Genomic DNA, 22,197 nt, shown 5'->3' with positions numbered 1-22,197 from the left:
GCTCAGGCGCCGGCGGGGCTGGGATGACCCTGGGGCTCCGCCTCGGGCCACGTGCCTCAGGCGCCGGCGGGGCTGGGATGACCCTGGGGCTCCGCCTCGGGCCACGTGCCTCAGGCGCCGGCGGGGCTGGGATGACCCTGGGGCTCCGCCCCGGGCCCCGCGCCTCAAACGCCGGCGGGGCTGGAGTTGCGCCCGCGGGATGCCGTGTCGGGGGTCAGGTCCAGTGGGTGGGGTGGGTGAGGGTCGGGGGGATGCGGGTGGTGGGGTTGCCTTGGGCGGCGTTGAGTTGGGGTTGGGTGAGGAAGACGGCGTTGCGGAGGTCCGCGTCGCGGAGGTTGGTGTCGCGGAGGTCCGCGCCGATCAGGTCGGCCGTGCGGAGGTCGGCGCGGCTGAGGTCGGCGGCGATCAGGTAGGCGCCGCGCAGGTTCGCGCCGCGCAGGTCGGCGCCGGAGAGGCGGGCGCCCATCAGGTCGGCGCCGCGGTGGTTCTTCTTGCGGCCCGGCACCTTGGCCCGTACGAGCTCGCTGGTCTTCAGCAGCAGGGTGTTGATCTTCTGGCGGAGGGCGCCCACGTCCAGGTCCGCGAGGGACTCGGCGTCGGCGCGCGTCCACTCCTCGGTCTCCGCGAGCGCGTCGCGCAGCTGCGCGTGGACCGGGGCGGCGTCCGGGAGGGTCAGGGCCTCGGCGACGTAGAAGAGGAGCTCGTGCAGCTGCCGCATCACGGGGAAGACGTCGAACATCCGACGGGCCGTGCCGGGGTCGGTGCGCCAGTCGCGGCCGCCGAAGGTGACCTGGGAGACCTGCTGGCCCGCGCCGAAGCAGTCGAAGACGGTGCAGCCCTGGAACCCCGAGTCGCGCAGCCGGGTGTGGATGCCGCAGCGGAAGTCCTCCCGGAGGTTCTTGCAGGGGGTTCCGGCGGGCTTGTTCACGGCGAAGTCGTTGGACTTGGCGAACGGCAGGGCGACGCAGCACAGCGCGAAGCAGTTCGCGCAGTCGGCTTGCAGGACGGGGAGGACGGGCAGGGCCGGCCGGGCGGCGGGGGTACGGGACACGTCGTCCATTGTTACCGCTCAGGGGCGGTGAGCCGCATCTGGAGGGCGGTCCAGCGGACGCCGTCGACCTCCTCGACGTCCTTGATGATCTCCTCGGTACGGAATCCGAGCTGCTCGTATATGCGGATCGCCGCGGTGTTGTGCGCCCAGACGCCGAGGCTGAGCTCCGGCAGGCCCAGCTCGCCGAAGCAGAGGTCGACGGCCTGGGTGACGAGGGCCCGGCCGTAGCCCCGGTCGCGGGCCTCGGGGTCGATCAGGACGCGGCCGAGGCGGGTGCCGGCCACCGAGACGTGGCCGACGCGGTACTTGTCGGGGGTCACGGCGGTCCAGATGCGGCGGCCGGGCTCGGCGGCGTAGGCGGCGAGCTGTGCGTCGTCCAGGGGCCAGGTGAAGGCGGGGCCCGCCCAGGTCATCAGCTCGGCGGGGGTGGTCACCCACTTGCGCAGCAGCGGGGCGTCGTCGGCCGGCCGGTAGGGGTACAGGGAGAGCAGGTGCGGGAACATCCTCCAAGTATCCGGATGGGGAATGGGGTTGATCGGGGAGCCCGGCCCCGGTGAGCATCCCGGTATGACAGAAGTGATCGCAGTCGCCGTTATTACTCTCCTCGCCGTGATCAGTCCCGGCGCCGATTTCGCCATGGTGGTCCGCAACAGCTACCTCTACGGGCGGCCCACCGGGCTGTTCGCCGCCGCCGGGGTCGCGGCCGGGGTCCTGGTCCACGTCTCCTACACGATGCTCGGGGTCGGTCTGCTGATCGCCTCCTCCACCGCGCTGTTCACCGTGATCAAGCTGGCGGGCGCGGCCTACCTGGTGTGGATCGGGATACGCACCTTCCGCGCGCGGACCGAGGTGACCGTGGACCTGGAGTCCGAGCCGGGGCTGACCCGGCTCGGGGCGATGCGGTCGGGGTTCCTGACCAATGTGCTGAACCCGAAGACCACGCTGTTCGTGGTGTCGACCTTCACGCAGGTGGTCAATCCGGACACGCCGGTGTGGCAGCAGGCGGGCTACGGGCTGTTCATGTCGGCGGCGCACCTGGGCTGGTTCGGGGCGGTGGCCCTGTTCTTCTCGAACTCCCGGCTGCGGGACCGGATGCTGAAGGCGCAGAAGGCGCTGAACCGTGCCATCGGATCGGTGCTGGTGGGGCTGGGGGTGGGGCTGGGGTTCGCCCGCTGACCGGTCGGCCCCGGTCGCCGGCGGCGCTCGGCCCCGGTCGCCGACGGGCTCGCCCCCGGTCGCCGGCCCCGTTCCGTACGGGGCTGGTGTGCCCGGTTACCTGTCGGTAGCGTGCAGGGTATGGGCGCTGTCGAGGGGTTCTTCGAACGGGATGACACCGGGCGGTTCACCGCCACCGAGTACACGCGCGGGCCGTGGGACCCGGGCGCGCAGCACGCCGGTCCGCCGGCCGCCCTGCTCGGCCGGGCCGTCGAGGAGCGGCCGGGTGCGCGCGCGGACATGCGGATCGCCCGGATCACGTACGAGATCCTGCGCCCGGTGCCGATCGGCGCGCTGGAGATCACCACCAGCGTGCTGCGGGCCGGGCGCGGTACGGAGGTGGTCGAGGCCGCGCTCACACCCGCGGGCGCGGGCGCCCCGGTGATGCTGGCGCGGGCCCTGCGGATCCGGGTGGCCGAGGAGGCGGTGCCGGCCGTGGTGCCGGGGCCGCAGCTGCCGACCCCCGGGGAGGCCGTGGTCACGCCGTTCTTCCCGGTGCCGTGGGACACCGGCTATCACACGGCCATGGAAGCCCGCTTCACCGAGGGCGCCTTCGTGGAGCTCGGCCCCGGTACCTGCTGGATGCGGATGAGGGTGCCGCTCGTCGCCGGGGAGGAGATCCGTCCGCTGGACCGGGTGCTGATCGCCGCGGACTCCGGAAACGGCATCAGCTCGGTGATGGACTTCAGCCGGTTCGTCTTCGTCAACGGCGACCTCACGGTCCACCTGCACCGCCATCCGGTCGGCGAATGGGCCTGCGTGGAATCCCGTACGAGCGTGGACGCGGCCGGCATCGGCCTCGTCGACGCCCGGCTCCACGACGAGAAGGGGCCCATCGGACGCAGCGCGCAGAGCCTCTTCGTCGCACCCAGGTAGCGGCCGGGCCGGTCGCGCGCCCGGCCCGCCGTGCCCCCGGCCGCCGGTCGTGCGGACTGGACGGTGGTCTTGTGCCGCGTCGAGGATGACCCCACGAAGTACGCGAGCATCGCCTGTTCGGGCTTCCGAGTGGGGTAGTACGACATGCGACACGGCCGAATCACACGTTGAAGTGACGGGGATGGGGGAGGGTTGACGGGTGCGTAGATTCTGGATGGCCGGCGGGATCGGGATCGGGCTGTGTCTGACCTTCGTGGTGCTGCTCGTCGTGGGGACGTACTCCGCGGCCGCGGGCCTGGTGGGTGCGGGGGCGGGCGGTCGCGCCGTCGGCCTCGCGAAGGGGGCGGTGCCCGCCAAGTACCAGGCACTGGTGGAGAAGTGGGGCAACCTCTGCCCGGCCATCAGCCCGCCGCTGCTCGCCGCCCAGCTGTACTCCGAGAGCGGCTGGAACCCGAGCGCCGTCAGCCCGGCGGACGCGCGCGGGATCGCGCAGTTCATCCCCGGCACCTGGGCGGGCCACGGCATCGACGGTGACGGGGACGGGGACCGGGACATCTGGGACCCGAGCGACGCGATCCCCTCGGCGGCCTCGTACGACTGCGAGCTGGCCAAGGACGTGGCCAGCGTGCCGGGTGACGCGACGTCGAACATGCTCGCGGCCTACAACGCGGGTGCCTACGCGGTCATCAAGTACGCGGGCGTGCCCCCGTACAAGGAGACCCAGGGCTACGTGAAGACGATCACGACCCTGGCGAAGAGCTTCGAGCGGCCCGTCGGCCGGGTCGCGCCCTCGCAACAGGCGGCCGGGGCCATCTACTTCGCGCAGAAGCAGCTCGGCACCCCGTACTTGTGGGGCGGCAACGGAACGCCCGACCAGGACGGGCGGTTCGACTGCTCGGGGCTGACCAAGGCCGCGTACGAGACGGTGGGGATCGAGCTGCCGCGCGTGGCGAACGACCAGTACAACGCCGGGCCGCATCCCTCGCGCGACCAACTGCTCCCCGGCGATCTGGTGTTCTTCTCCGATGATCTGACGAACTCTCGGGAGATTCGGCACGTCGGGCTCTACGTGGGCGGCGGCTACATGATCAACGCTCCGTACACCGGTGCCGTGATCCGTTTCGACAAGATCGACACGCCTGATTATTTTGGTGCCACGCGCGTGACGAAGGACGGCGCGGAGGCTCTTCCGGAGCGTGCGGCGGCGAGCAAGGCGCCCTAGTCACGCTCCGTTAAGCCAAGGCCCTGAGCTGCGACGATGAGTCTCTCTTCGGTAACGTTGGAGTGATCATTCAGTGGAGAGTGGAACGTAGTCGCCAGAACGGGCGTTCCATGGACGCGGGGGTTGATCACACGGGGCGAAGGGGCGCACACCGGCGTGCGCCCGCAGGCGAACCACGGCAAGGGCAAGGGGCCGCATCACCATGGCTGGACTCACAACCGGTGGGCCGAACGTGGATGTCAGCCTGCTGTACGAGATCAACGGAGCGGCCCGGCACGCCCCGGGCTGGCTGGACCGGACCGTGAGCCTGGCCGGTGAGTTCGGGATCCCGCTGGCCCTGGTGCTCCTGGTCCTGTGGTGCTGGCGCGGTGCCCGCCGCCAGGACGAGAGCACGGCCGTCGAGTCCTTCGCCGCGCTGGTGTGGGCCCCGCTGGCCGCCGGGCTGGCGCTGCTCGTGAACGCGCCGCTGCGTGAACTGGTCGAACGGCCGCGGCCGTTCCGCCAGCACGAGGGCCTGCAGGTACTCGATCCCACGGTCGATCCCGGTCTCGGCACCGGCCTCGCGCAGCCGGAGTTCTCGTTCGTCAGCGACCACGCCACCCTCGCGATGGCCCTGGCCGTCGGCCTGTTCCTGGCGAACCGCAAGCTCGGGCTGATCGGGATCGGGCTGGCCTTCGCCGAGGGCGTGTGCCGCGTGTACACGGGCGTCCACTACCCCACCGACGTGATCGGCGGGTTCGCCCTCGGCACCGCCGTGGTCCTGGTCCTCGCGCCGCTCGCGATGGCGCTGCTGACGCCGGTCGTGCGGGCGGTGGCCGGCTCCCCGCGTCTGGGCCGTCTCGTACGGGCCAAGGGCCGGACCTGGCCCCGGCCCGTCGGCCTGGCCCAGCCGCAGAGCCCGTCGGCGGAGCAGCTCACGCCGGAGAGCGACCTCGCCGCCTGACGTCCTGACGTCCTGACGTCCTGACGCTCTGACGTCCTGACGTCCTGACGTCCTGACACGTACGTGCCCGTTCAGGCGTGGGCGTACGAGTCCCATACGGCGAGCAGCACGACCGCCAGCAGGCACAGCCCCGCCACGCAGAAGCAGACGCGTACCGCCGCGGGACGGGTCCGCGGCGGCATCACGGGTCACCGCCCTCGGCATGCCGCGGGCCCGGCCCGTCCGCGCCGCCGGTACGGCGTCGGCGGTAGCGCAGCCACAGGAAGGTGGCCACGGCCGCAGCGGTCGTCAGTCCGATGGCCAGGGCCACATCGCCAGGTCCGTCCGCGGAGCCCACGGGCCGGGCCCAGGCCGTGGCGGCCGGGGCCCCCAGGATGTCGAGAGCGATGAGCAGGGCCCAGAGGAGGGCCGCGAGGCGGGCTGCGGGTCCTGGCATGAGTCAAGGGCATCCGCTGCGCGGCGGCCCGGCCAGCCGGGCCGTCCGAACGGGCGACGCCGGTCGTGCCTGGTCGTGTCGTGCCTGGTCGGCCCCGGTGCTCGCCCGCTACCCCGTCGTGTGCCGGGCGGCGTCCTTGCGCGCCAGATCACGGGAGCGGCGGGCGGGCCCGGTCCAGCCGCAGGTGCAGACGGCCAGGCAGAACGAGCCGCGGTCGGCGGTGGAGGTGGTGTGTCCGGTGGGCGGCTGCGGCTCCTGTTGTGGCGGCACCGAGCCTTCCGGGGCGGGCCGCGGCGGCTGGAGCCGCACGGAGGAGGCAAGCGGAGGGGGCAGGGTCGCTTCGGTGTGCGGTTCCACGCTTCCACCGTACCCGGGTCGGCCGCGGGCCGTGGAGGTGTTCGGGCCGTGACGGGAAACCCCTGACCTCGTTAAGCGGAGCGGGTGGGGGCCTCGGGCAAACAGCGGTCACGCGTTGGGGGTTGGCAGGCGATGGTGGTTCACCAGCACAGGCGGCTGCGCGGACGTGCGGGTGGGGCGCTGCTCGCCGCCGGCGTCACCCTGGCGGTCACGGCGCTGAGCGGCTGCGCGGGCGGCGGCGCCGGCGACGACCGGCCCCCCGTGGACGCGGCGGCGGTGGTCCGCGGGGCCGCCGACGCGCTCGCGAGGACGGGCAGTGCGCAGGCCCGTACGGCCATGGAAATGGCCACCGGCGGCACCCGGGTCACCATCCGGGGCGAGGGCGGCGTCGACTTCAAGAACCGGATGGGCCAGCTGCTGGTCATGCTCCCCGCCGATGTGAAGGGCAAGACCGAGCACCGGCCCATCACGGAGCTGCTGGTGCCGGGCGCGCTCTACATGAAGAACCGGGGCGCCGGCGTCCCCGACGACAAGTGGGTCCGGGTAGACACGACGACCCTCGCCGACGGGAACCTCGTCACGGGCGGGGCCACCGATCCGCTGGTCGCGGCCGAACTGCTGCGGGGGGCGCTGGAGGTCACGTACGTCGGGGAGACCGAGGTGGCCGGCACCAAGGTGCGGCACTACCGGGGGACCACCGACATCGGGCGGGCCGCGGGGAGTGCGTCGCCGGATGCCAGGGGGGCGCTGGAGGCGGCGGCGAAAGGGTTCAGCAAGGACACCGTGCCGTTCGACGCCTATCTGGACGAGGAAGGGCGGCTGCGGAAGGTCCGCCACCGCTTCACGTACGTCAACAATGGCGTGATCGATGTCTCGTCGACCACGCTGCTGTACGGATTCGGGACGCCGGTGACCGTCGTATTGCCCGCAAGCGGGGACATTTACGCCGGGAAGATCGCCGAGTAGCGGGGGTGGGCCGGGGCGGGCGGCGCGATCGGGCCATGGCCGGGTATCCGGAAATGGTCCATCCGTGTCATGTGCCGGGTGCGGTGGCCTCCCTAGGCTGAGAGCCGAGCGCCGGCGCTGACGACCGATGACCGAAGACGGCAGATTGGGGTGACACGCGTGACTCCCGCAGGCGGTACGACGGTGCAGGACCACGTGGCGCTCGCCGAGATCGAGTTGTGCGGTGAGCTGATCATTGCGGCGTCGGCAGCGGTCGAGGATCGGTTGAGCCAGGATCGGATCGACGAGGTGCTGATGGGGATCTGGTCCGGCTGACCCGCCGTGCCCGGCGGCGCCGGAAGGGACCGGTCGGGGCTGCGCGGTTACGTGCGCAGGAGGCGGGCGATGGCCTTGGTGGCTTCCTCGACCTTGGCGTCGATCTCGGTGCCGCCCTTCACGGCCGCGTCGGCCACGCAGTGGCGGAGGTGTTCCTCCAGGAGCTGGAGGGCGAAGGACTGGAGGGCCTTCGTGCTCGCCGAGACCTGGGTGAGTATGTCGATGCAGTAGACGTCCTCGTCGACGAGTCGCTGGAGGCCGCGGATCTGGCCCTCGATCCGGCGCAGCCGCTTGAGGTGCTCGTCCTTCTGGTGGTGATAGCCGTGGACGGCTCCGGAGCCCTCCGCCTCGATGGTGGTCATGCGTCCTCCCGTGGTCCGGAACGAGGGATATATACCCCTCGTGGGTATAGGGTACTGGGCTCCTGCCGCAGGGGCAGGGGTCCGTCGTCCTCACTCTGCCTGATGGAGGACACTGGGGAACCGCCGGTTAGCCGTGGCCGGGGGATGCGCCTAGCATCAGCCTGACCGAATCCAATGCACCCCGAGGACCTCACGTGCGATTTCGTCTGACCCCCAGGGAGACGAGCTTCTACGACATGTTCGCCGCATCCGCGGACAACATCGTCACGGGCTCCAAGCTCCTGATGGAACTGCTCGGAGCGGACTCCTCCGCCCGGGCCGAGATCGCGGAGCGGATGCGGGCGGCCGAACACGCGGGGGACGACGCGACCCACGCGATCTTCCACCAGCTGAACTCCTCCTTCATCACGCCGTTCGACCGCGAGGACATCTACAACCTGGCCTCGTCGCTCGACGACATCATGGACTTCATGGAGGAGGCGGTCGACCTGGTCGTCCTCTACAACGTGGAGGAGCTCCCCAAGGGCGTCGAGCAGCAGATCGAGGTGCTGGCGCGCGCGGCCGAGCTGACCGCCGAGGCGATGCCGCACCTGCGGACGATGGACAACCTGACCGAGTACTGGATCGAGGTCAACCGCCTTGAGAACCAGGCCGACCAGATCCACCGCAAGCTGCTCGCCCAGCTCTTCAACGGCAAGTACGACGCCATCGAGGTGCTGAAGCTCAAGCAGATCGTCGACGTGCTCGAAGAGGCGGCCGACGCGTTCGAGCACGTCGCGAACACGGTGGAGACCATCGCGGTCAAGGAGTCCTGAACCTCGTGGACACCTTTGCTCTGGTCGTGACCATCGGTGTCGCGCTCGGCTTCACGTATACGAACGGCTTCCACGACTCCGCGAACGCGATCGCGACGTCCGTCTCCACGCGGGCGCTGACCCCGCGGGCGGCCCTCGCGATGGCCGCCGTGATGAACCTCGCCGGCGCCTTCCTCGGCAGCGGCGTGGCCAAGACGGTCAGCAGCGGCCTGATCGAGACGCCCACGGGCAACCGGGGCATGTGGATCCTCTTCGCGGCGCTGGTCGGCGCGATCGTCTGGAACCTGATCACCTGGTACTTCGGCCTGCCCTCGTCCTCCTCGCACGCGCTGTTCGGCGGCATGGTGGGTGCGGCGCTGGCCGGTGGCACCGAGGTGATCTGGTCGGGGGTCCTCGACAAGGTCGTCATCCCGATGTTCGTCTCGCCTGTCGTCGGTCTGGTCGTCGGTTACCTGGTGATGGTGGCCATCCTGTGGATGTTCCGCCGGTCCAACCCGCACAAGGCGAAGCACGGCTTCCGTATCGCGCAGACCGTGTCCGCGGCAGCGATGGCGCTGGGCCACGGCCTCCAGGACGCGCAGAAGACGATGGGCATCGTCGTGATGGCGCTGGTCATCGCCGATGTGCAGACCGCCGATGCCGCGATCCCGGTCTGGGTCAAGGTCGTGTGTGCCGTGATGCTGTCGCTGGGTACGTACGCGGGCGGCTGGCGCATCATGCGCACCCTCGGCCGCAAGATCATCGAGCTGGACCCGCCGCAGGGATTCGCGGCCGAGACCACGGGCGCCTCGATCATGTTCGGCTCGGCGTTCCTCTTCCACGCGCCGATCTCCACCACCCACGTGATCACCTCGGCGATCATGGGTGTGGGCGCGACCAAGCGCGTGAACGCGGTCCGCTGGGGCGTCGCCAAGAACATCGTCCTGGGCTGGTTCATCACGATGCCGGCCGCGGCCCTGGTCGCCGCGGTGAGCTTCTGGATCGTGAACCTGGCCTTCGTCTAGCGACGAGGACGCCGGCCTTCGTCCGGCGACGAGGACGGCAGACGAAAGCGGGCCGGCTCCCCCCACCCAGGGGGAGCCGGCCCTTTTTCTTTCTTTCGCCTTGCGGTGGCACCGCCATGCAGCACCGCAGGACGTTCACGACATCTCTTTAGCCGAAGCGGCCGGAGATGTAGTCCTCGGTCGCCTGGACGGACGGGTTGGAGAAGATCCGGTCCGTGTCGTCGATCTCGACGAGCTTGCCGGGCTGGCCGACCGCGGAGAGGTTGAAGAAGGCGGTGCGGTCCGAGACGCGGGCCGCCTGCTGCATGTTGTGCGTCACGATGACGATCGTGAAGCGCTCCTTGAGCTCGCCGATCAGGTCCTCGATCGCGAGGGTGGAGATCGGGTCGAGGGCCGAGCAGGGCTCGTCCATCAGCAGGACCTGCGGCTCGACCGCGATCGCGCGGGCGATGCACAGACGCTGCTGCTGGCCGCCGGAGAGGCCGGAGCCCGGCTTGTTCAGGCGGTCCTTGACCTCGTTCCAGAGGTTGGCGCCCTTGAGGGACCGCTCGACGATGTCCTGGAGCTCGGACTTCTTGAACGAGCCGTTCAGGCGCAGGCCCGCCGCCACGTTGTCGAAGATCGACATGGTGGGGAAGGGGTTGGGGCGCTGGAAGACCATGCCGACCGTGCGGCGGACCGCGACCGGGTCCACGCCGGGGCCGTACAGGTTCTCGTCGTCCAGGAGGACCTTGCCCTCGACGCGGCCGCCGGGGGTGACCTCGTGCATGCGGTTGAGGGTGCGCAGGAAGGTGGACTTGCCGCAGCCGGACGGGCCGATGAAGGCGGTCACGGAGCGGGGCTCCACGGTCATCGAGATGTCATCGATGGCCTTGTGGGTGCCGTAGAAGGCGGACAGTCCGCTGACGTCGATTCGCTTCGCCATGAGGGGTCACTTCGCTTTCATGTGGTCGCGTCAGCGACCGGTCTTCGGGGCCTTCCAGCGGGCGATGCCGCGGGCCACCAGATTGAGGATCATGACGAAGGCGATCAGGACGAGCGCTGCGGCCCATGCCCGGTCGTAGGAGGCTTCACTGCCGACCTTGTACTGCTCCCAGATGTAGAGGGGGAGCGAGGACTGGGCGCCTTCGAAGGGGTTGCCGTTGATCAGCTGGGAGCCGAAGACCAGCAGCATGATCGGCGCGGTCTCACCGGCGATGCGGGCTACGGCCAGCATGACACCGGTGGAGATACCGCCGATGGCGGTCGGGAGCACGACCTTGAGGATCATGCGCCACTTCGGCACACCGAGGGCCAGGGCGGCCTCGCGCAGCTCGTTCGGGACGAGCTTGAGCATCTCCTCGGTGGAGCGGACCACGACGGGCATCATCAGGATCGACAGGGCCACGGCGCCGGCGAAGCCGGAGGGGCCGAAGCCGAGCATCAGGTTCCAGGTCGTCAGGATGAACAGACCCGCGACGATGGAGGGGATGCCGGTCATGACGTCGACGAAGAAGGTCACGGCCTTGGCGAGCGAGCCCCGGCCGTACTCGACCAGGTAGACGGCGGTCAGCAGGCCGATCGGCGCCGCGATCAGGGTGGCCAGGGCGACCTGCTCGATGGTGCCGAGCAGCGCGTGGTAGACGCCGCCGCCCTCGTCGAAGCTGGTCACGCCGTTCATCGAGTGGCTGAGGAAGTTCCCGTCGAGGAGCTTCAGACCGCGGCTGATCGTGGTCCACATCAGCGAGAGCAGCGGGATGACCGCGAGGACGAAGCAGACCCACACGACGGAGGTCGCGACGCGGTCCTTGGCCTGGCGGCGGTTCTCGATCACCGCGCTGGCGGTGTACGTGATGACCACGAACAGCATGGCTGCGAGCAGACCCCACTGGATCTTGCTGTGGAGGTCGAAGACGAGGCCGATGCCGCTGCCGAGGGCGATCGAGAGGGCCGCGATGCCGGTCGGGGCCCAGCGGGGCAGGCCGCCTCGGGTGAGGCTGGTGGGGGCGGCGGACTTCGGGGCCCGGGCGGGCCGCTGGTCCTGGAGTGCGTGGCTCATCAGGCGTTCGCCCCCGAGAAGTCCTTGCGGCGAGCGATGATCAGGCGAGCTGCACCGTTGACCAGCAGGGTGAGCAGGAAGAGGACCAGACCCGAGGCGATCAGCGCGTCCCGGCCGAACTCGTTGGCCTCGTCGAACTTCGCGGCGATGTTCTGCGCGAAGGTGCCGCCGCCCGGGTTCAGGACGTGGAACGAGATCAGGAAGCTCGGGGAGAGGACGGTCGCGACGGCCATGGTCTCGCCGAGTGCGCGGCCGAGGCCGAGCATCGAGGCGGAGATGACACCGGAGCGGCCGAAGGGCAGCACCGACATCCGGATGACCTCCCAGCGGGTCGCGCCGAGGGCCAGGGCGGCCTCCTCGTTCATGCGCGGGACCTGGAGGAAGACCTCGCGGCTGACGCTGGTCACGATCGGCAGGATCATGATGGCGAGCAGGATGCCGACGGTGAAGAGCGAGCGGGCGACGCCGATCTGGGTCTTCTCGAAGACGTACGTCCAGCCCAGGTACTCGTCGAGCCAGAGGTTCAGGCCGTTCAGCTGCGGGACGAGGAAGAGGGCGCCCCAGATGCCGTAGATGATCGACGGCACGGCGGCCAGCAGGTCGACCACGTACGCGAGGGGCGCGGCCAGCTTCCGCGGCGCGTAGTGCGAGATGAAGAGGGCGATGCCGACAGCGATCGGAACCGCGATGGCCATCGCGATGATCGAGCTGACGACGGTGCCGAAGAGCAGGACGGCGATGCCGAAGACGGGCGGGTTGGCCGACGCGTTCCAGTCGAAGGTGGTGAGGAAGTTCCCCTCGTTCTTCGACAGGGCGATCGAGGCGCGGTAGGTGAGGAAGGCGGCGATCGACGCCATGATCACCAGGAGCAGGATGCCGGATCCCTTGGAGAGCCCGGCGAAGATCTTGTCACCGGCGCGGCCGGTGGACCTTCCGCTCTTGGCGACAGGCGGAGCCGTGTCTATCTGGGTGGGTGTGGTGGAAGCCATGGTCTTTCCGGTCTGTGTGGGGGGCAGGCCCCCTGGCGGCGGTGCACCGGATTCGCCCCCAGACTCCGTCCGGGGGGACCCCCACCGGGTGGAGTGGGGGAGAGTCCCCGAGGTGTCGGCTGCCCGGACGGGGGCGGCCGACACCTCGGAGGTCAGGATTTAGCCCAGCGTCTTGATGACTTCGCGGACCTTGGCGTTGATTTCGGCCGGGATCGGCGCGTAGCCGTTCTCGAGGAGGACCTTCTGGCCCGCGTCGGAGGCGGTGTAGTTCAGGAAGGACTTGACGGTCGGGAGCGTCTCGGCCTTGTTGCCCTTGTCGCAGACGACCTCGTACGTGACCAGGACCAGCGGGTAGGCGCCCTCGGCCTTGGTGGTGTAGTCGAGCTTCAGGGCCAGGTCGGAGCCGGTGCCGGCGATCTTGGCGGCGGCGATGGCCTTGGAGGCGTTCTCACCGGTGGCCTTGACCGGGGCGGCGGCACCCGTGTTCAGGTCGACCGTCTTGATGCTCTGCGAGCTGGCGAAGGAGAGCTCGAAGTAGCCGATCGCACCGTCGACCTGCTTGACCTGGGCGGCGACACCGGCGGAGCCGGAGGCGGCCTGGCCACCCGGGGCGGCCCACTTCTTCGCGGCCTCGTGCGGCCAGGCGTCGGGCGCGGCGGCCTTGAGGTACTTGGTGACGTTCTCGGTGGTGCCCGAGTCGTCGGAGCGGTGGAAGGCCTGGATGGCGGTGGAGGGAAGCGTGACGCCGGGGTTCAGCTTCTTGATCGCCTCGTCGTCCCACTTCTTGATCTTGTCGTTGAAGATGTTGGCGACCGTGGCGGCGTCGAGGTTCAGCTTGTCCACGCCGGCGACGTTGAAGCCGAGGGCGACGGGGCCGCCGACCATCGGCAGGTTGATGCCCTGGCCACCGGTGCAGATCTTCTTCGACTCCTCGACCTGCTCCGGCTTCAGCGCCGAGTCGGAGCCGGCGAAACCGACGGAGCCCTGGTTGAAGGCGACGATGCCCTCACCGGAGGAGGAGGACTTGTAGTTCACCTCGACGCCGGAGCAGGCGGCCATGTAGTTCTTCACCCACAGCTCGACCGCGTTCTTCTGCGCGGAAGAGCCCGACGCCAGGAGCTTGCCCTTGGCGTCGTCGCACTTGATGTCGCCCGCGGCGGCCTGGGAGGGCTTCGCCGTGCCGTCGGCGGTCTTCGTGTTGTCGTCCGAGCCGCACGCCGTGAGGACCAGGGCGCCGGACACGACAAGCGCCCCGAGGGCGGAGGCACGAAGCATGTTCTTGCGCTGAAGCTTCACTTTCGGGTGTTCCTTCCAGAAGCCGCCGGCCGCTTTCTGTATCGGGGCGGCGTGCGAAGAGGACTACTTCGGTTGCCCGGGTGGGCCGCTCGACCTGGTCGGCGACGCGCTCCGTGCACCACTGAAATTAGGCAGAACAGGTGAAGCGGCCGACCGGGGCGAGTGAACGGACGGTGAACCGTGGCGGACGACCCGGTGCGTCTGCGGGATGTGTGCACAGGCGTAAGCATCCGTTATCCGCCCGTTACCTCGGCGTGACCGCGCCGCCTGATGAAGCCAGCGGCGCCGGGAGCCAGATCTGGCGGAAGTCGAAGCGGGCGGCCTCGACCTCGTGGCGCTGGTCCGCGTGCAGGACGCCCAGGGCGTACGCCGTGGCCGGAGCGATGCGCGGGGTGCGCGCCGCCGTCGCCGAGGCGGCGGCCGCCTCGGCGGCGTCGCGGTGGCGGTCCAGGGCCTCGCCCGCGGCCGCCGCGCGCGTCACGTCGTCGCCCAGCGCCTCCCGGGCGTACCGGTGGACCCGCAGGAGGTGGCGTACCTCGTGCCAGCGCCCGTCGTGGTCCGCGTTGTACGGGTGCGTGCCCTCGGCCGACGGCAGCGCCGCGACCGCCGCCGACAGGCGGGTTTCGGCCACCGCTGCCAGGGGGACCAGGACGTCGTCCACCCGCCCCCGGGCCGCGACCGCGTCCAGCGGGACCTCGGAGGCCAGCACCGCCACGGCGTCCGCCACCGCGTGGAAGCGGGCGGAGCCGAGCGCCTGGAGCGTGGCCGAATGTGAGCGGGTCCGCGCCAGGGTCAGCTGCCGTTCCAGCAGCGCGCCCGCCCGCGCCGAGCCCACCGTGAGCGCGCCGGCCGAACCGCGCGGCGACGGCACCTCGGAGCCCCCCGACAGCCGGTGCAGCGCGTCCATCAGCCGGTCCAGCCGGGCGGCGTACGCGTGCTCGTCGGCCAGGGTCGAGGACAGCCACACCAGCTCGGTGCGCAGCCCGTCCGCCCAGGAGGACTCGGTCACCACCCGGAAGGTGGCCAGGGATCCGCTGATCCGGCGCGCAGCCCCCCGCAGGCTGCGCGCCGCATCAAAGCCCCCAGCGGCATCGGCCCCGCTCGCTGCGCTTTCACCGTGCAGGCGCAGCCCACGGAGGAAAGCGGTGGCCTGGGAGCGCAGGTACGCGCCGAGCACGTCACCTGCGCATACCGTCGGTTCAAGGTTTGGCTGAGCCACGCCGGCGCCTCCGGGCGTCTATGAGCATCTCCTGTACGTGCCGCAGCGGCTGGCCTTCCGCGTCCGTGCTGTGCCGGGTCCATTCGCCGTCCGGGCCCAGGTGCCAGGAGGAGGTGACGTCGGACATCCCGGTTTCCAGCATCCGGTCCAGGGCCGCGCGGTGGGCCGGGTCGGCGACCCTGACCAGTGCCTCGATACGGCGGTCGAGGTTGCGGTGCATCATGTCGGCGCTGCCGATCCACACCTCGGGCTCGCCGCCGTTGCCGAAGGCGAAGACCCGGGAGTGCTCCAGGAAGCGGCCGAGGATCGAGCGGACCCGGATGTTCTCCGAGAGCCCGGGGACTCCGGGGCGTACCGCGCAGATGCCGCGCACCCAGATGTCGACCGGGACGCCCGCCTGCGAGGCCCGGTACAGCGAGTCGATCAGGGCCTCGTCGACGATCGAGTTCATCTTCAGGCGCACGTACGCGGGACGGCCGGCCTGGTAGTGGGCGGTCTCCTTGTCGATCCGGGCTATCAGCCCGTCGCGCAGCGAGCGCGGCGCCACCATCAGCCGGCGGTAGGTCTCGCGGCGCGAGTAGCCGGACAGCCGGTTGAAGAGGTCGGAGAGGTCCGCGCCGACCTGCGGGTCGGCGGTGAGCAGGCCGAGGTCCTCGTAGAGCCGGGCGGTCTTGGGGTGGTAGTTGCCGGTGCCCACGTGCGAGTAGCGGCGCAGCTGGTCGCCCTCCTGGCGGACGACGAGGGACAGCTTGCAGTGGGTCTTGAGGCCGACGAGCCCGTACACGACGTGGCAGCCGGACTCCTCCAGCTTGCGCGCCCACTTGATGTTGGCCTGTTCGTCGAAGCGGGCCTTGATCTCGACGAGTACGAGGACCTGCTTGCCGGATTCGGCGGCGTCGATCAGGGCGTCCACGATCGGGGAGTCGCCGGAGGTCCGGTAGAGGGTCTGCTTGATCGCGAGGACGTCCGGGTCGGCCGCGGCCTGCTCCAGGAAGGCCTGCACCGAGGTGGAGAAGGAGTCGTACGGGTGGTGCAGCAGCACGTCCCGCTCGCGCAGCGCGGCGAAGATGTCCGGCGCGGACGCGGACTCGACCTCGGCCAGGTCCCGGTGGGTGCCGGCGATGAACTTGGGGAACTTCAGCTCGGGCCGGTCCAGGGAGGCGATCCCGAAGAGGGCGGTCAGGTCCAGCGGGCCGGGCAGCGGGTACACCTCGGAGGCGTTGACCTTCAGCTCCTGCACCAGGAGGTCCAGTACGCCCGGATCGATGGACTCCTCGACCTCCAGGCGCACGGGCGGGCCGAAGCGGCGCCGCATGAGCTCCTTCTCCAGGGCCTGGAGGAGGTTCTCGGCGTCGTCCTCCTCCACCTCCAGGTCCTCGTTGCGGGTCACCCGGAACATGTGGTGCGCGAGCACCTCCATGCCGGGGAACAGCTCCTCCAGGTGCGCGGCGATGACGTCCTCCAGCGGGACGTACCGGTGCGGGGAGGCCTCCAGGAAGCGGGAGAGGAGCGGCGGGACCTTGACCCGGGCGAAGTGGCGGTGGCCGCTGACCGGGTTGCGCACGACCACGGCCAGGTTCAGCGAGAGGCCCGAGATGTACGGGAACGGGTGCGCGGGGTCCACGGCCAGCGGGGTCAGCACCGGGAAGATCTGGTTGCGGAACAGCGTGAAGAGGCGCGCCTGCTCCTTCTCGGTGAGGTCCGGCCAGCGGATGAGGTGGACGCCCTCCTCGGCCAGCGCCGGGGAGATGTCCTGCTGGAAGCAGGCGGCGTGGCGGGCCATGAGCTCGCGCGAGCGGGTCCAGATGAGGTCCAGCACCTCGCGGGGCTGCAGGCCTGAGGCCGAACGGGTGGCGACACCGGTCGCGATACGCCGTTTGAGTCCGGCCACGCGGACCATGAAGAACTCGTCGAGGTTGCTCGCGAAGATCGCCAGGAAGTTGGCGCGCTCCAGGAGCGGGGTCGTCGGGTCCTCGGCGAGCTCGAGCACCCGCTCGTTGAAGGCCAGCCAGCTGCGCTCACGGTCGAGGAAGCGGCCGGCCGGGAGCTCGCCGCCGTCCTTGTCGTCGTAGGCGTCCAGGTCGGCGTCGAGATCGGGCTCGAGATCGACGTGCGGGCGGTGCGCGGAGATGGAGCCTATCCGCGCGTGGGCGCCGGTGACGGCGTTGGCGGTGCCGTTGCCTGCGGCGCCGGGCGTGTGCGACGGGTGCTGGGCGGGGACCTCGGTGGGACCTGCGCTGGGCTGGTGGCTCATGACTCCATTCTTCCGCGTACGCGGGAGGACAGGCGCGTCGGAAGTGTCGGCCGTCAGTCGGAGTCGGGGGTACATGCGGGGAGGGTCGCAAGCGTGTCTTAATGCCCGGTTAATGGCGTGTGGCTTCCCGGGTCTCGCTGGCGCACGAGTCCGTCGTGTGTGCGCCGGGGTGTGCGGGGGTGCGGGGTGCGCGGGGGGTCCGGTGCGGCGCCGTTGCCGGGGCTCCGCCCCGGACCCCGCGCCTCGAACTCCCCCGGCTACCGCTGGGAGGAGCCCCCGGGCGGGGCTGAAAGAGCTCAGCTCTCCGTGCGGTACATCAGGTCGACCTCGTGGGTCGTGAAGCCGAGGCCTTCGTAGACGGCGAGGGCCGCCGGGTTGTCGGCGTCCACGTACAGCATCGCCGTCGGGAGGCCCGCGGCGGCGAGGTGGCGCAGGCCGATCGCCGTGAGGGCCTTGCCGAGGCCGCCGCCCTGGGCGCCGGGGCGGACGCCGATCACGTAGACCTCGCCCAGCTGCTCGGCCGCGTGGATCTTCGTCCAGTGGAAGCCGACCAGCTCTCCCTCGCGCTCGGCGAGGAAGAAGCCCTTGGCGTCGAACCACGGCTGCGCGATCCGGTCGTTGAGGTCACGCTGGGTCAGCGCGCCCTGCTCGGGGTGGTGGGCGAAGGCGGCCGCGTTCGCCGCGAGCCAGGCCGCGTCGTCGGTGCCGGGTACGAAGGTCCGTACGGTCACACCCGGCGGGAGCACCGGCTCGGGCAGCGGGTCCGCGTCCGGGCCGAGCGGCCGGCGCAGCTGGCGCAGCTCGCGGAAGAGGGTCAGGCCGAGCACCTGGGCCAGGTGCCGGGCCGCCGACTTGCCGCCGTGGGCCCAGACCCGGATCCGCTTCCCGGAGGCGGCCAGCAGGGCCGTGCCGAGCGCCCGCCCGTGGCCGCGCCCGCGCAGCGCCGGGTGGATGACCAGCTCGGCGGCCGGGGCCTCCACCGGGTCGGTGTCCTCCAGTTGCCCGTATCCGGCGAGCCGGCCGCTCTCGGTGAGCAGGAAGTGCCGGATGCCCTCGCGCGGCCCGCCACGCAGCTGGAGCCGCCCCTGCTCGGACACGGCGGTGGTCCCGTCGGTACGGGCCGCGTCCTCGATCAGGGCGAGCACGGCTTCGGCCTGTTCCTCCGTCAGCTCGTCGAGGGTCTCAATCTGCCGTCCCGGCTCCAGGGCCGCTGCTGCTGCGTCAGTCATACCCCGAGCCTACGACCGCCGGGGGCGCATGGCGGAGTGCGGGCCCGGCGGCGATCCGTCTTCTGCGCGTAACCAGCTCGATACCGGTTACCCCCTGTCGTGCTACGCGCGTTGACAATAGGCTTCGGCGGACCTCCCAAGTTTGTCTCGCTGTCCACAAAGGGGACTAAATGTCAGCGACGCCACAACGGCACCCCCGCGCCCGCCGGTTGACCCTCACCGCCCTCGCCGTCACGGCCGGGGCCGGGGCGATGGTCGCCGCCGCACTGCCGGCCGGAGCCGCGAGTGGTGGCGGTGCCGCCAAGAGCCGGACCGTCGACGTGCAGCTGCTGTCGTTCAACGACTTCCACGGCACGCTCGAGCCCCCGCAGGGCTCCTCCGGCAATGTGACCGAACGTCAGGCCGACGGCACCACCAAGGCCATACCCGCGGGCGGGGTCGAGTACCTCGCGACCAGCCTGCGCGAAGCCCGCAAGGGCCACGAGTACTCCGTCACCGCAGCAGCCGGTGACATGATCGGCGGCAGCCCGATGCTGTCCGGGCTCTTCCACGACGAGCCGAGCATCGAGGCGCTGAACAAGCTCAAGCTGGACGTCACCAGCGTCGGCAACCACGAGTTCGACGAGGGCAAGACCGAGCTGCGCCGCATGGCGTACGGCGGCTGCCACCCGGTCGAGGGCTGCTTCGAGATGGGCAAGGAGTTCACGGGCTCCGAGTTCAAGTTCCTCGCCGCCAACGTCACGGACGCGAAGACCAAGCGTCCGATGATGAACCCCACCTTCATCTGGAAGAAGGGGGACGTGAAGATCGGCTTCATCGGCGTCACCCTGGAGGGCACTCCGGACGTCGTGACCGCCGAGGGCGTCAAGGGCCTCAAGTTCGGCGACGAGGTCGAGACGATCAACAAGTACGCCGCCGAGCTGAACAAGCAGGGCGTGAAGTCGATCGTCGCGCTGATCCACGAGGGCGGCCTGCCCGCGAACGGCGCGTACAACTACGACTGCGACGTCCCGGGCGCTGGCGCCGGCGTCTCCGGTGCCATCGTGGACATCGCCAAGAACGTGGACCCGAAGGTCGACGCCCTGGTCACCGGCCACACGCACCAGGCGTACGCCTGCAACATCCCCGACCCGGCGGGCAACCCGCGCATGGTGACCTCCGCCGCCTCGTACGGCCGGCTGTTCACGGACACCACCCTCACCTACGACCGGCAGACCAAGGACATCGTCCGTACGCCGGTCAGCGCGCCCAAGCCGGTCAACAAGGTCGTCACCCGCGACCAGCCCAAGGCCGCGGACATGACCGAGCTGATCCAGCGCTGGAGCGCGCTGGCGGCCCCGGTCGCGAACCGCCCGCAGGGCTTCATCTCCGCCGACATCCCGGGCCGTGGCTCGGAGGCGTACGAGAAGCCGCTCGGCGACCTGATCGCCGACGCGCAGCTCGAAGCGCTGGCCCCGGCCGACAAGGGCGGCGCGCAGCTGGCCGTCATGAACCCGGGCGGCATCCGCGCCGACCTCGCGTACAAGGCCTCGGGGGCCGAGGGCGACGGTGTGGTGACGTACGGCGAGTCCTACACGGTCCAGCCGTTCAACAACATGATGAACATCGTGGACCTGACCGGCGCGCAGCTGATCACCGCGCTCCAGCAGCAGGTCAGCGGCCCGGTCAACGGCCCGAACCCGAAGATCCTCCAGGTGTCGAAGGGCTTCACGTACACCCTGGACATGACGAAGACCGGTGCGGACCGCATCGTCGTGGACTCGGTCAAGCTGAACGGCGCGGCGATCGACCCCGCCAAGACCTACCGGGTCGCGATGAACGAGTTCCTCGCGGGCGGCGGTGACGGCTTCACCGTCCTGAAGGAGCACAAGAACAAGCTGGTCGGCGCGCCCGACCTGGAGTGCTTCAACGCCTTCCTCGGGAAGTCGACGGCGGCGAGCCCGATCGCCCCGCCGGCGGCGGACCGGATCACGGTCATCAAGTAGCACCCGGCAACACCCGCGTACAGCACGCCCGGAGGGGCGGTGGGCCCATCGGCCCGCCGCCCCTCCGGCTTTCCCCCGCTCCGTACCCCCGTGACGGAGCGGTCGGACCGGGTCGGTCAGAGGGTCGACAGGAACGTCGCGACGGCCTTGTGGAAGCCGTCCGGGTCGGTGAACGGTACGAAGTGGTCCCCCTCCAGGGGCGTGTACGAGGTTCCCGGGCGCCGGGTGACCATGGCCGAGGCCGTCGCCGACGGGAGGGCCGCGCTGTGGGTGCCGTTGATCACCAGGGCCGGGCAGGTGCTCGCGAGCCAGGCCGCCCAGTGGTCGCCGCGGCACTGCTCGATGGAGTCGAGCATGTCCTGGGGGTGGAACGGCATCCGCCAGCCCTTGCCGTCGACCAGCGGGCGCAGTCCCGGGGCGACGAGGTCGGCGGCCGCTCCGGCGGCGGCGATGAGCTCTTCACGGGTCGGCGCGGTGTAGGGGAGGCCGCGAAGGAAGTCGAACCAGTTCGACTCCGCGGGGTGGACCTCCACGGTGGCGTCGACGTCGATGAGCGCCGAGACCCGGTCCGGGTGGGTGGCGGCCAGGTAGCAGGCGTTGAGCCCGCCGAGGGAGTAGCCGAGGACGGCCGCGGGGGCGCCCTGGCCCAGGTGGTCGAGCAGCGCGACGGCGTCGGCGACGTAGCCCTCACGGCGGTAGTCGGGCGCGCGGTCGGAGTCGCCGTGGCCGCGCTGGTCGGGGGCGATGACCCGCCACTCGCCGCGCAGGGTCTCGGCGAGGCCGGCGAAGGCGAGGCCTTCGGACATGCCGCCGTGCAGGGCGAGGAGCGGGCGGCCGGCGCCGCCGAAGTCCAGGTAGGACAGGGTCCGGTCGTCGATCTTCAGCTCGTGGCGCATGGCTCGTGCCTCCCGTAGGCCCGTGGATCTTCCGATGGCTCCACCCTGCCAGGGGTTGGGCAAGCGCGCAATACGAATGTCTTGGGCGGTTGCCTAAATCCTGGCGCGGCTACGATCCCGGCATGGGAAATCGCGAGGACCTGCTGGCCGGAGCCCGCCGCTGCCTGGAGGAGAAGGGCTACCTGCGCACGACCGTGCGCGACATCGCCTCGGCGTCGAACGTGAGCATGGCCGCGATCGGCTACCACTTCGGGTCCCGTGAGGTGCTGCTCAACCAGGCGCTGTTCGCCGCCATGGACGAGTGGGCCGCGGGGTCCGGCCGGCTCGCCGGGCAGGGCGACACCGCCGAGGAGCGGTACGCCGACACGTGGGACCGCAAGATCCAGGACTTCGCCGACATGCGCTGGCTCTGGACCGCCAACGTCGAGGCCTTCGTGCATGCGCAGTCCTCGCCCGAGCTGCTCGCGACCCTGGCCGAGGGCCAGCGCCGGTCCCGGCGCATGGTGGCCGCCCAGCTGCGCGGCGTGCCGCAGGATGCGGTCGCCGAGGAGGACGTACAGGCCCTCGGGTCGCTGCACATCGCGCTGCTGAGCGGGGTGATGGTGCAGTGCCTGACGGACCCGGAGCACGCGCCGAACGGGCACGACATCGCCCAAGGCCTGCGCACCATGGTGGAGTTGCTGGACCGCTAGGTGTGGTCCATGCGCTCAAGATGGCCGCTACCGACAG

Annotated in this window: 23 protein-coding genes; 10 read left to right on the top strand and 13 right to left on the bottom strand. The window is 70.6% G+C overall.

Annotation, left to right across the window (positions count from 1 at the left end):
• Positions 1–214 precede the first annotated feature (214 nt).
• Both ACGFYQ_RS36885 and ACGFYQ_RS36880 read right to left on the bottom strand, forming a co-directional pair.
• Positions 215–1,060 (bottom strand): pentapeptide repeat-containing protein, encoded by an 846-nt coding sequence (locus ACGFYQ_RS36885; RefSeq protein WP_393750840.1) that lies wholly within the window; start codon positions 1,058–1,060, stop codon positions 215–217.
• A 2-nt stretch (positions 1,061–1,062) separates the two neighbouring features.
• Positions 1,063–1,554 (bottom strand): GNAT family N-acetyltransferase, encoded by a 492-nt coding sequence (locus ACGFYQ_RS36880; RefSeq protein ID WP_393750838.1) that lies wholly within the window; start codon positions 1,552–1,554, stop codon positions 1,063–1,065.
• 64 nt (positions 1,555–1,618) lie between these two features.
• On the opposite strand from ACGFYQ_RS36880, the gene ACGFYQ_RS36875 reads away from it, so the two are divergent.
• The 4 genes from ACGFYQ_RS36875 to ACGFYQ_RS36860 all read left to right on the top strand — a co-directional run bounded on the left by ACGFYQ_RS36875 (position 1,619) and on the right by ACGFYQ_RS36860 (position 5,307).
• Positions 1,619–2,227, top strand: a complete 609-nt coding sequence (locus tag ACGFYQ_RS36875; RefSeq protein ID WP_393750836.1) for a LysE family translocator — start codon at positions 1,619–1,621, stop codon at positions 2,225–2,227.
• Between the two features lie 120 nt (positions 2,228–2,347).
• The gene (locus tag ACGFYQ_RS36870) at positions 2,348–3,142 is read left to right on the top strand and encodes a thioesterase family protein (protein WP_393750833.1); all 795 of its coding nucleotides are present in this window, start codon (positions 2,348–2,350) and stop codon (positions 3,140–3,142) included.
• A gap of 214 nt (positions 3,143–3,356) precedes the next feature.
• Complete coding sequence (locus ACGFYQ_RS36865; protein ID WP_393750858.1) at positions 3,357–4,364, top strand: NlpC/P60 family protein; 1,008 nt, start codon at positions 3,357–3,359, stop codon at positions 4,362–4,364.
• A gap of 202 nt (positions 4,365–4,566) precedes the next feature.
• Entirely contained in the window at positions 4,567–5,307 is a 741-nt protein-coding gene (locus ACGFYQ_RS36860; protein WP_393750831.1) for a phosphatase PAP2 family protein, read from the top strand.
• Positions 5,308–5,488: 181 nt separating this feature from the next.
• Here the strand turns inward: ACGFYQ_RS36860 and ACGFYQ_RS36855 are convergent, their stop codons facing one another.
• A complete protein-coding gene (locus ACGFYQ_RS36855; protein ID WP_393750829.1) occupies positions 5,489–5,743 on the bottom strand; it encodes a hypothetical protein in 255 nt (84 codons plus the stop codon).
• Positions 5,744–5,851: 108 nt separating this feature from the next.
• On the bottom strand, positions 5,852–6,100 hold the full coding sequence (locus ACGFYQ_RS36850; RefSeq protein ID WP_393750827.1) for a hypothetical protein: 249 nt from the start codon (positions 6,098–6,100) through the stop codon (positions 5,852–5,854).
• A 132-nt stretch (positions 6,101–6,232) separates the two neighbouring features.
• On the opposite strand from ACGFYQ_RS36850, the gene ACGFYQ_RS36845 reads away from it, so the two are divergent.
• Both ACGFYQ_RS36845 and ACGFYQ_RS36840 read left to right on the top strand, forming a co-directional pair.
• Positions 6,233–7,066 (top strand): hypothetical protein, encoded by an 834-nt coding sequence (locus tag ACGFYQ_RS36845; RefSeq protein ID WP_393750824.1) that lies wholly within the window; start codon positions 6,233–6,235, stop codon positions 7,064–7,066.
• A gap of 159 nt (positions 7,067–7,225) precedes the next feature.
• Positions 7,226–7,381 (top strand): hypothetical protein, encoded by a 156-nt coding sequence (locus ACGFYQ_RS36840; RefSeq protein ID WP_362396070.1) that lies wholly within the window; start codon positions 7,226–7,228, stop codon positions 7,379–7,381.
• 47 nt (positions 7,382–7,428) lie between these two features.
• Here ACGFYQ_RS36840 and ACGFYQ_RS36835 read toward each other — a convergent pair whose 3' ends face one another.
• Entirely contained in the window at positions 7,429–7,743 is a 315-nt protein-coding gene (locus tag ACGFYQ_RS36835) for a metal-sensitive transcriptional regulator (protein ID WP_030009310.1), read from the bottom strand.
• Between the two features lie 194 nt (positions 7,744–7,937).
• Here ACGFYQ_RS36835 and ACGFYQ_RS36830 point away from each other — a divergent pair, with 194 nt between their 5' ends.
• Together ACGFYQ_RS36830 and ACGFYQ_RS36825 are read left to right on the top strand one after the other, a co-directional pair.
• Positions 7,938–8,558, top strand: coding sequence for a DUF47 domain-containing protein (locus tag ACGFYQ_RS36830; RefSeq protein WP_008742369.1), 621 nt, complete (start codon positions 7,938–7,940; stop codon positions 8,556–8,558).
• Positions 8,559–8,563: 5 nt separating this feature from the next.
• Positions 8,564–9,562, top strand: coding sequence for an anion permease (locus ACGFYQ_RS36825; protein ID WP_393750822.1), 999 nt, complete (start codon positions 8,564–8,566; stop codon positions 9,560–9,562).
• 148 nt (positions 9,563–9,710) lie between these two features.
• Here the strand turns inward: ACGFYQ_RS36825 and pstB are convergent, their stop codons facing one another.
• The 7 genes from pstB to mshD all read right to left on the bottom strand — a co-directional run bounded on the left by pstB (position 9,711) and on the right by mshD (position 18,587).
• Positions 9,711–10,487: a phosphate ABC transporter ATP-binding protein PstB gene (gene pstB / locus ACGFYQ_RS36820; protein WP_393750820.1), complete on the bottom strand. Its 777-nt coding sequence runs from the start codon at positions 10,485–10,487 to the stop codon at positions 9,711–9,713.
• A 30-nt stretch (positions 10,488–10,517) separates the two neighbouring features.
• The gene (gene pstA / locus ACGFYQ_RS36815; protein ID WP_393750818.1) at positions 10,518–11,600 is read right to left on the bottom strand and encodes a phosphate ABC transporter permease PstA; all 1,083 of its coding nucleotides are present in this window, start codon (positions 11,598–11,600) and stop codon (positions 10,518–10,520) included.
• Positions 11,600–12,589 carry a phosphate ABC transporter permease subunit PstC gene (gene pstC / locus ACGFYQ_RS36810; RefSeq protein ID WP_393750816.1) on the bottom strand — a complete coding sequence of 330 codons (990 nt, stop codon included), beginning with the start codon at positions 12,587–12,589 and terminating at the stop codon, positions 11,600–11,602. Before pstC ends, pstA begins: the two co-directional genes overlap by 1 nt.
• A 159-nt stretch (positions 12,590–12,748) precedes the next feature.
• Positions 12,749–13,885 (bottom strand): phosphate ABC transporter substrate-binding protein PstS, encoded by a 1,137-nt coding sequence (pstS, locus tag ACGFYQ_RS36805; protein WP_393750814.1) that lies wholly within the window; start codon positions 13,883–13,885, stop codon positions 12,749–12,751.
• A 244-nt stretch (positions 13,886–14,129) separates the two neighbouring features.
• Complete coding sequence (locus tag ACGFYQ_RS36800) at positions 14,130–15,104, bottom strand: CHAD domain-containing protein (RefSeq protein ID WP_393750812.1); 975 nt, start codon at positions 15,102–15,104, stop codon at positions 14,130–14,132.
• Positions 15,085–17,358: an RNA degradosome polyphosphate kinase gene (locus ACGFYQ_RS36795; protein ID WP_393750810.1), complete on the bottom strand. Its 2,274-nt coding sequence runs from the start codon at positions 17,356–17,358 to the stop codon at positions 15,085–15,087. Before ACGFYQ_RS36795 ends, ACGFYQ_RS36800 begins: the two co-directional genes overlap by 20 nt.
• Before the next feature lie 296 nt (positions 17,359–17,654).
• Positions 17,655–18,587 (bottom strand): mycothiol synthase, encoded by a 933-nt coding sequence (gene mshD, locus ACGFYQ_RS36790; RefSeq protein WP_393750808.1) that lies wholly within the window; start codon positions 18,585–18,587, stop codon positions 17,655–17,657.
• Positions 18,588–18,757: 170 nt separating this feature from the next.
• Here mshD and ACGFYQ_RS36785 point away from each other — a divergent pair, with 170 nt between their 5' ends.
• Positions 18,758–20,572, top strand: coding sequence for a bifunctional metallophosphatase/5'-nucleotidase (locus tag ACGFYQ_RS36785; protein WP_393750806.1), 1,815 nt, complete (start codon positions 18,758–18,760; stop codon positions 20,570–20,572).
• A 116-nt stretch (positions 20,573–20,688) separates the two neighbouring features.
• On the opposite strand, the gene ACGFYQ_RS36780 is transcribed toward ACGFYQ_RS36785, so the two are convergent.
• Positions 20,689–21,468 carry an alpha/beta fold hydrolase gene (locus tag ACGFYQ_RS36780; RefSeq protein ID WP_393750804.1) on the bottom strand — a complete coding sequence of 260 codons (780 nt, stop codon included), beginning with the start codon at positions 21,466–21,468 and terminating at the stop codon, positions 20,689–20,691.
• 122 nt (positions 21,469–21,590) lie between these two features.
• On the opposite strand from ACGFYQ_RS36780, the gene ACGFYQ_RS36775 reads away from it, so the two are divergent.
• Positions 21,591–22,160 (top strand): TetR/AcrR family transcriptional regulator, encoded by a 570-nt coding sequence (locus ACGFYQ_RS36775; protein WP_393750802.1) that lies wholly within the window; start codon positions 21,591–21,593, stop codon positions 22,158–22,160.
• The last annotated feature ends 37 nt before the right edge of the window (positions 22,161–22,197 follow it).

Origin of the sequence: Streptomyces sp. NPDC048258, assembly GCF_043201995.1 — a bacterium.
Taxonomy (GTDB): domain Bacteria; phylum Actinomycetota; class Actinomycetes; order Streptomycetales; family Streptomycetaceae; genus Streptomyces.
This window is presented reverse-complemented; position numbering and strand designations above follow the sequence as displayed.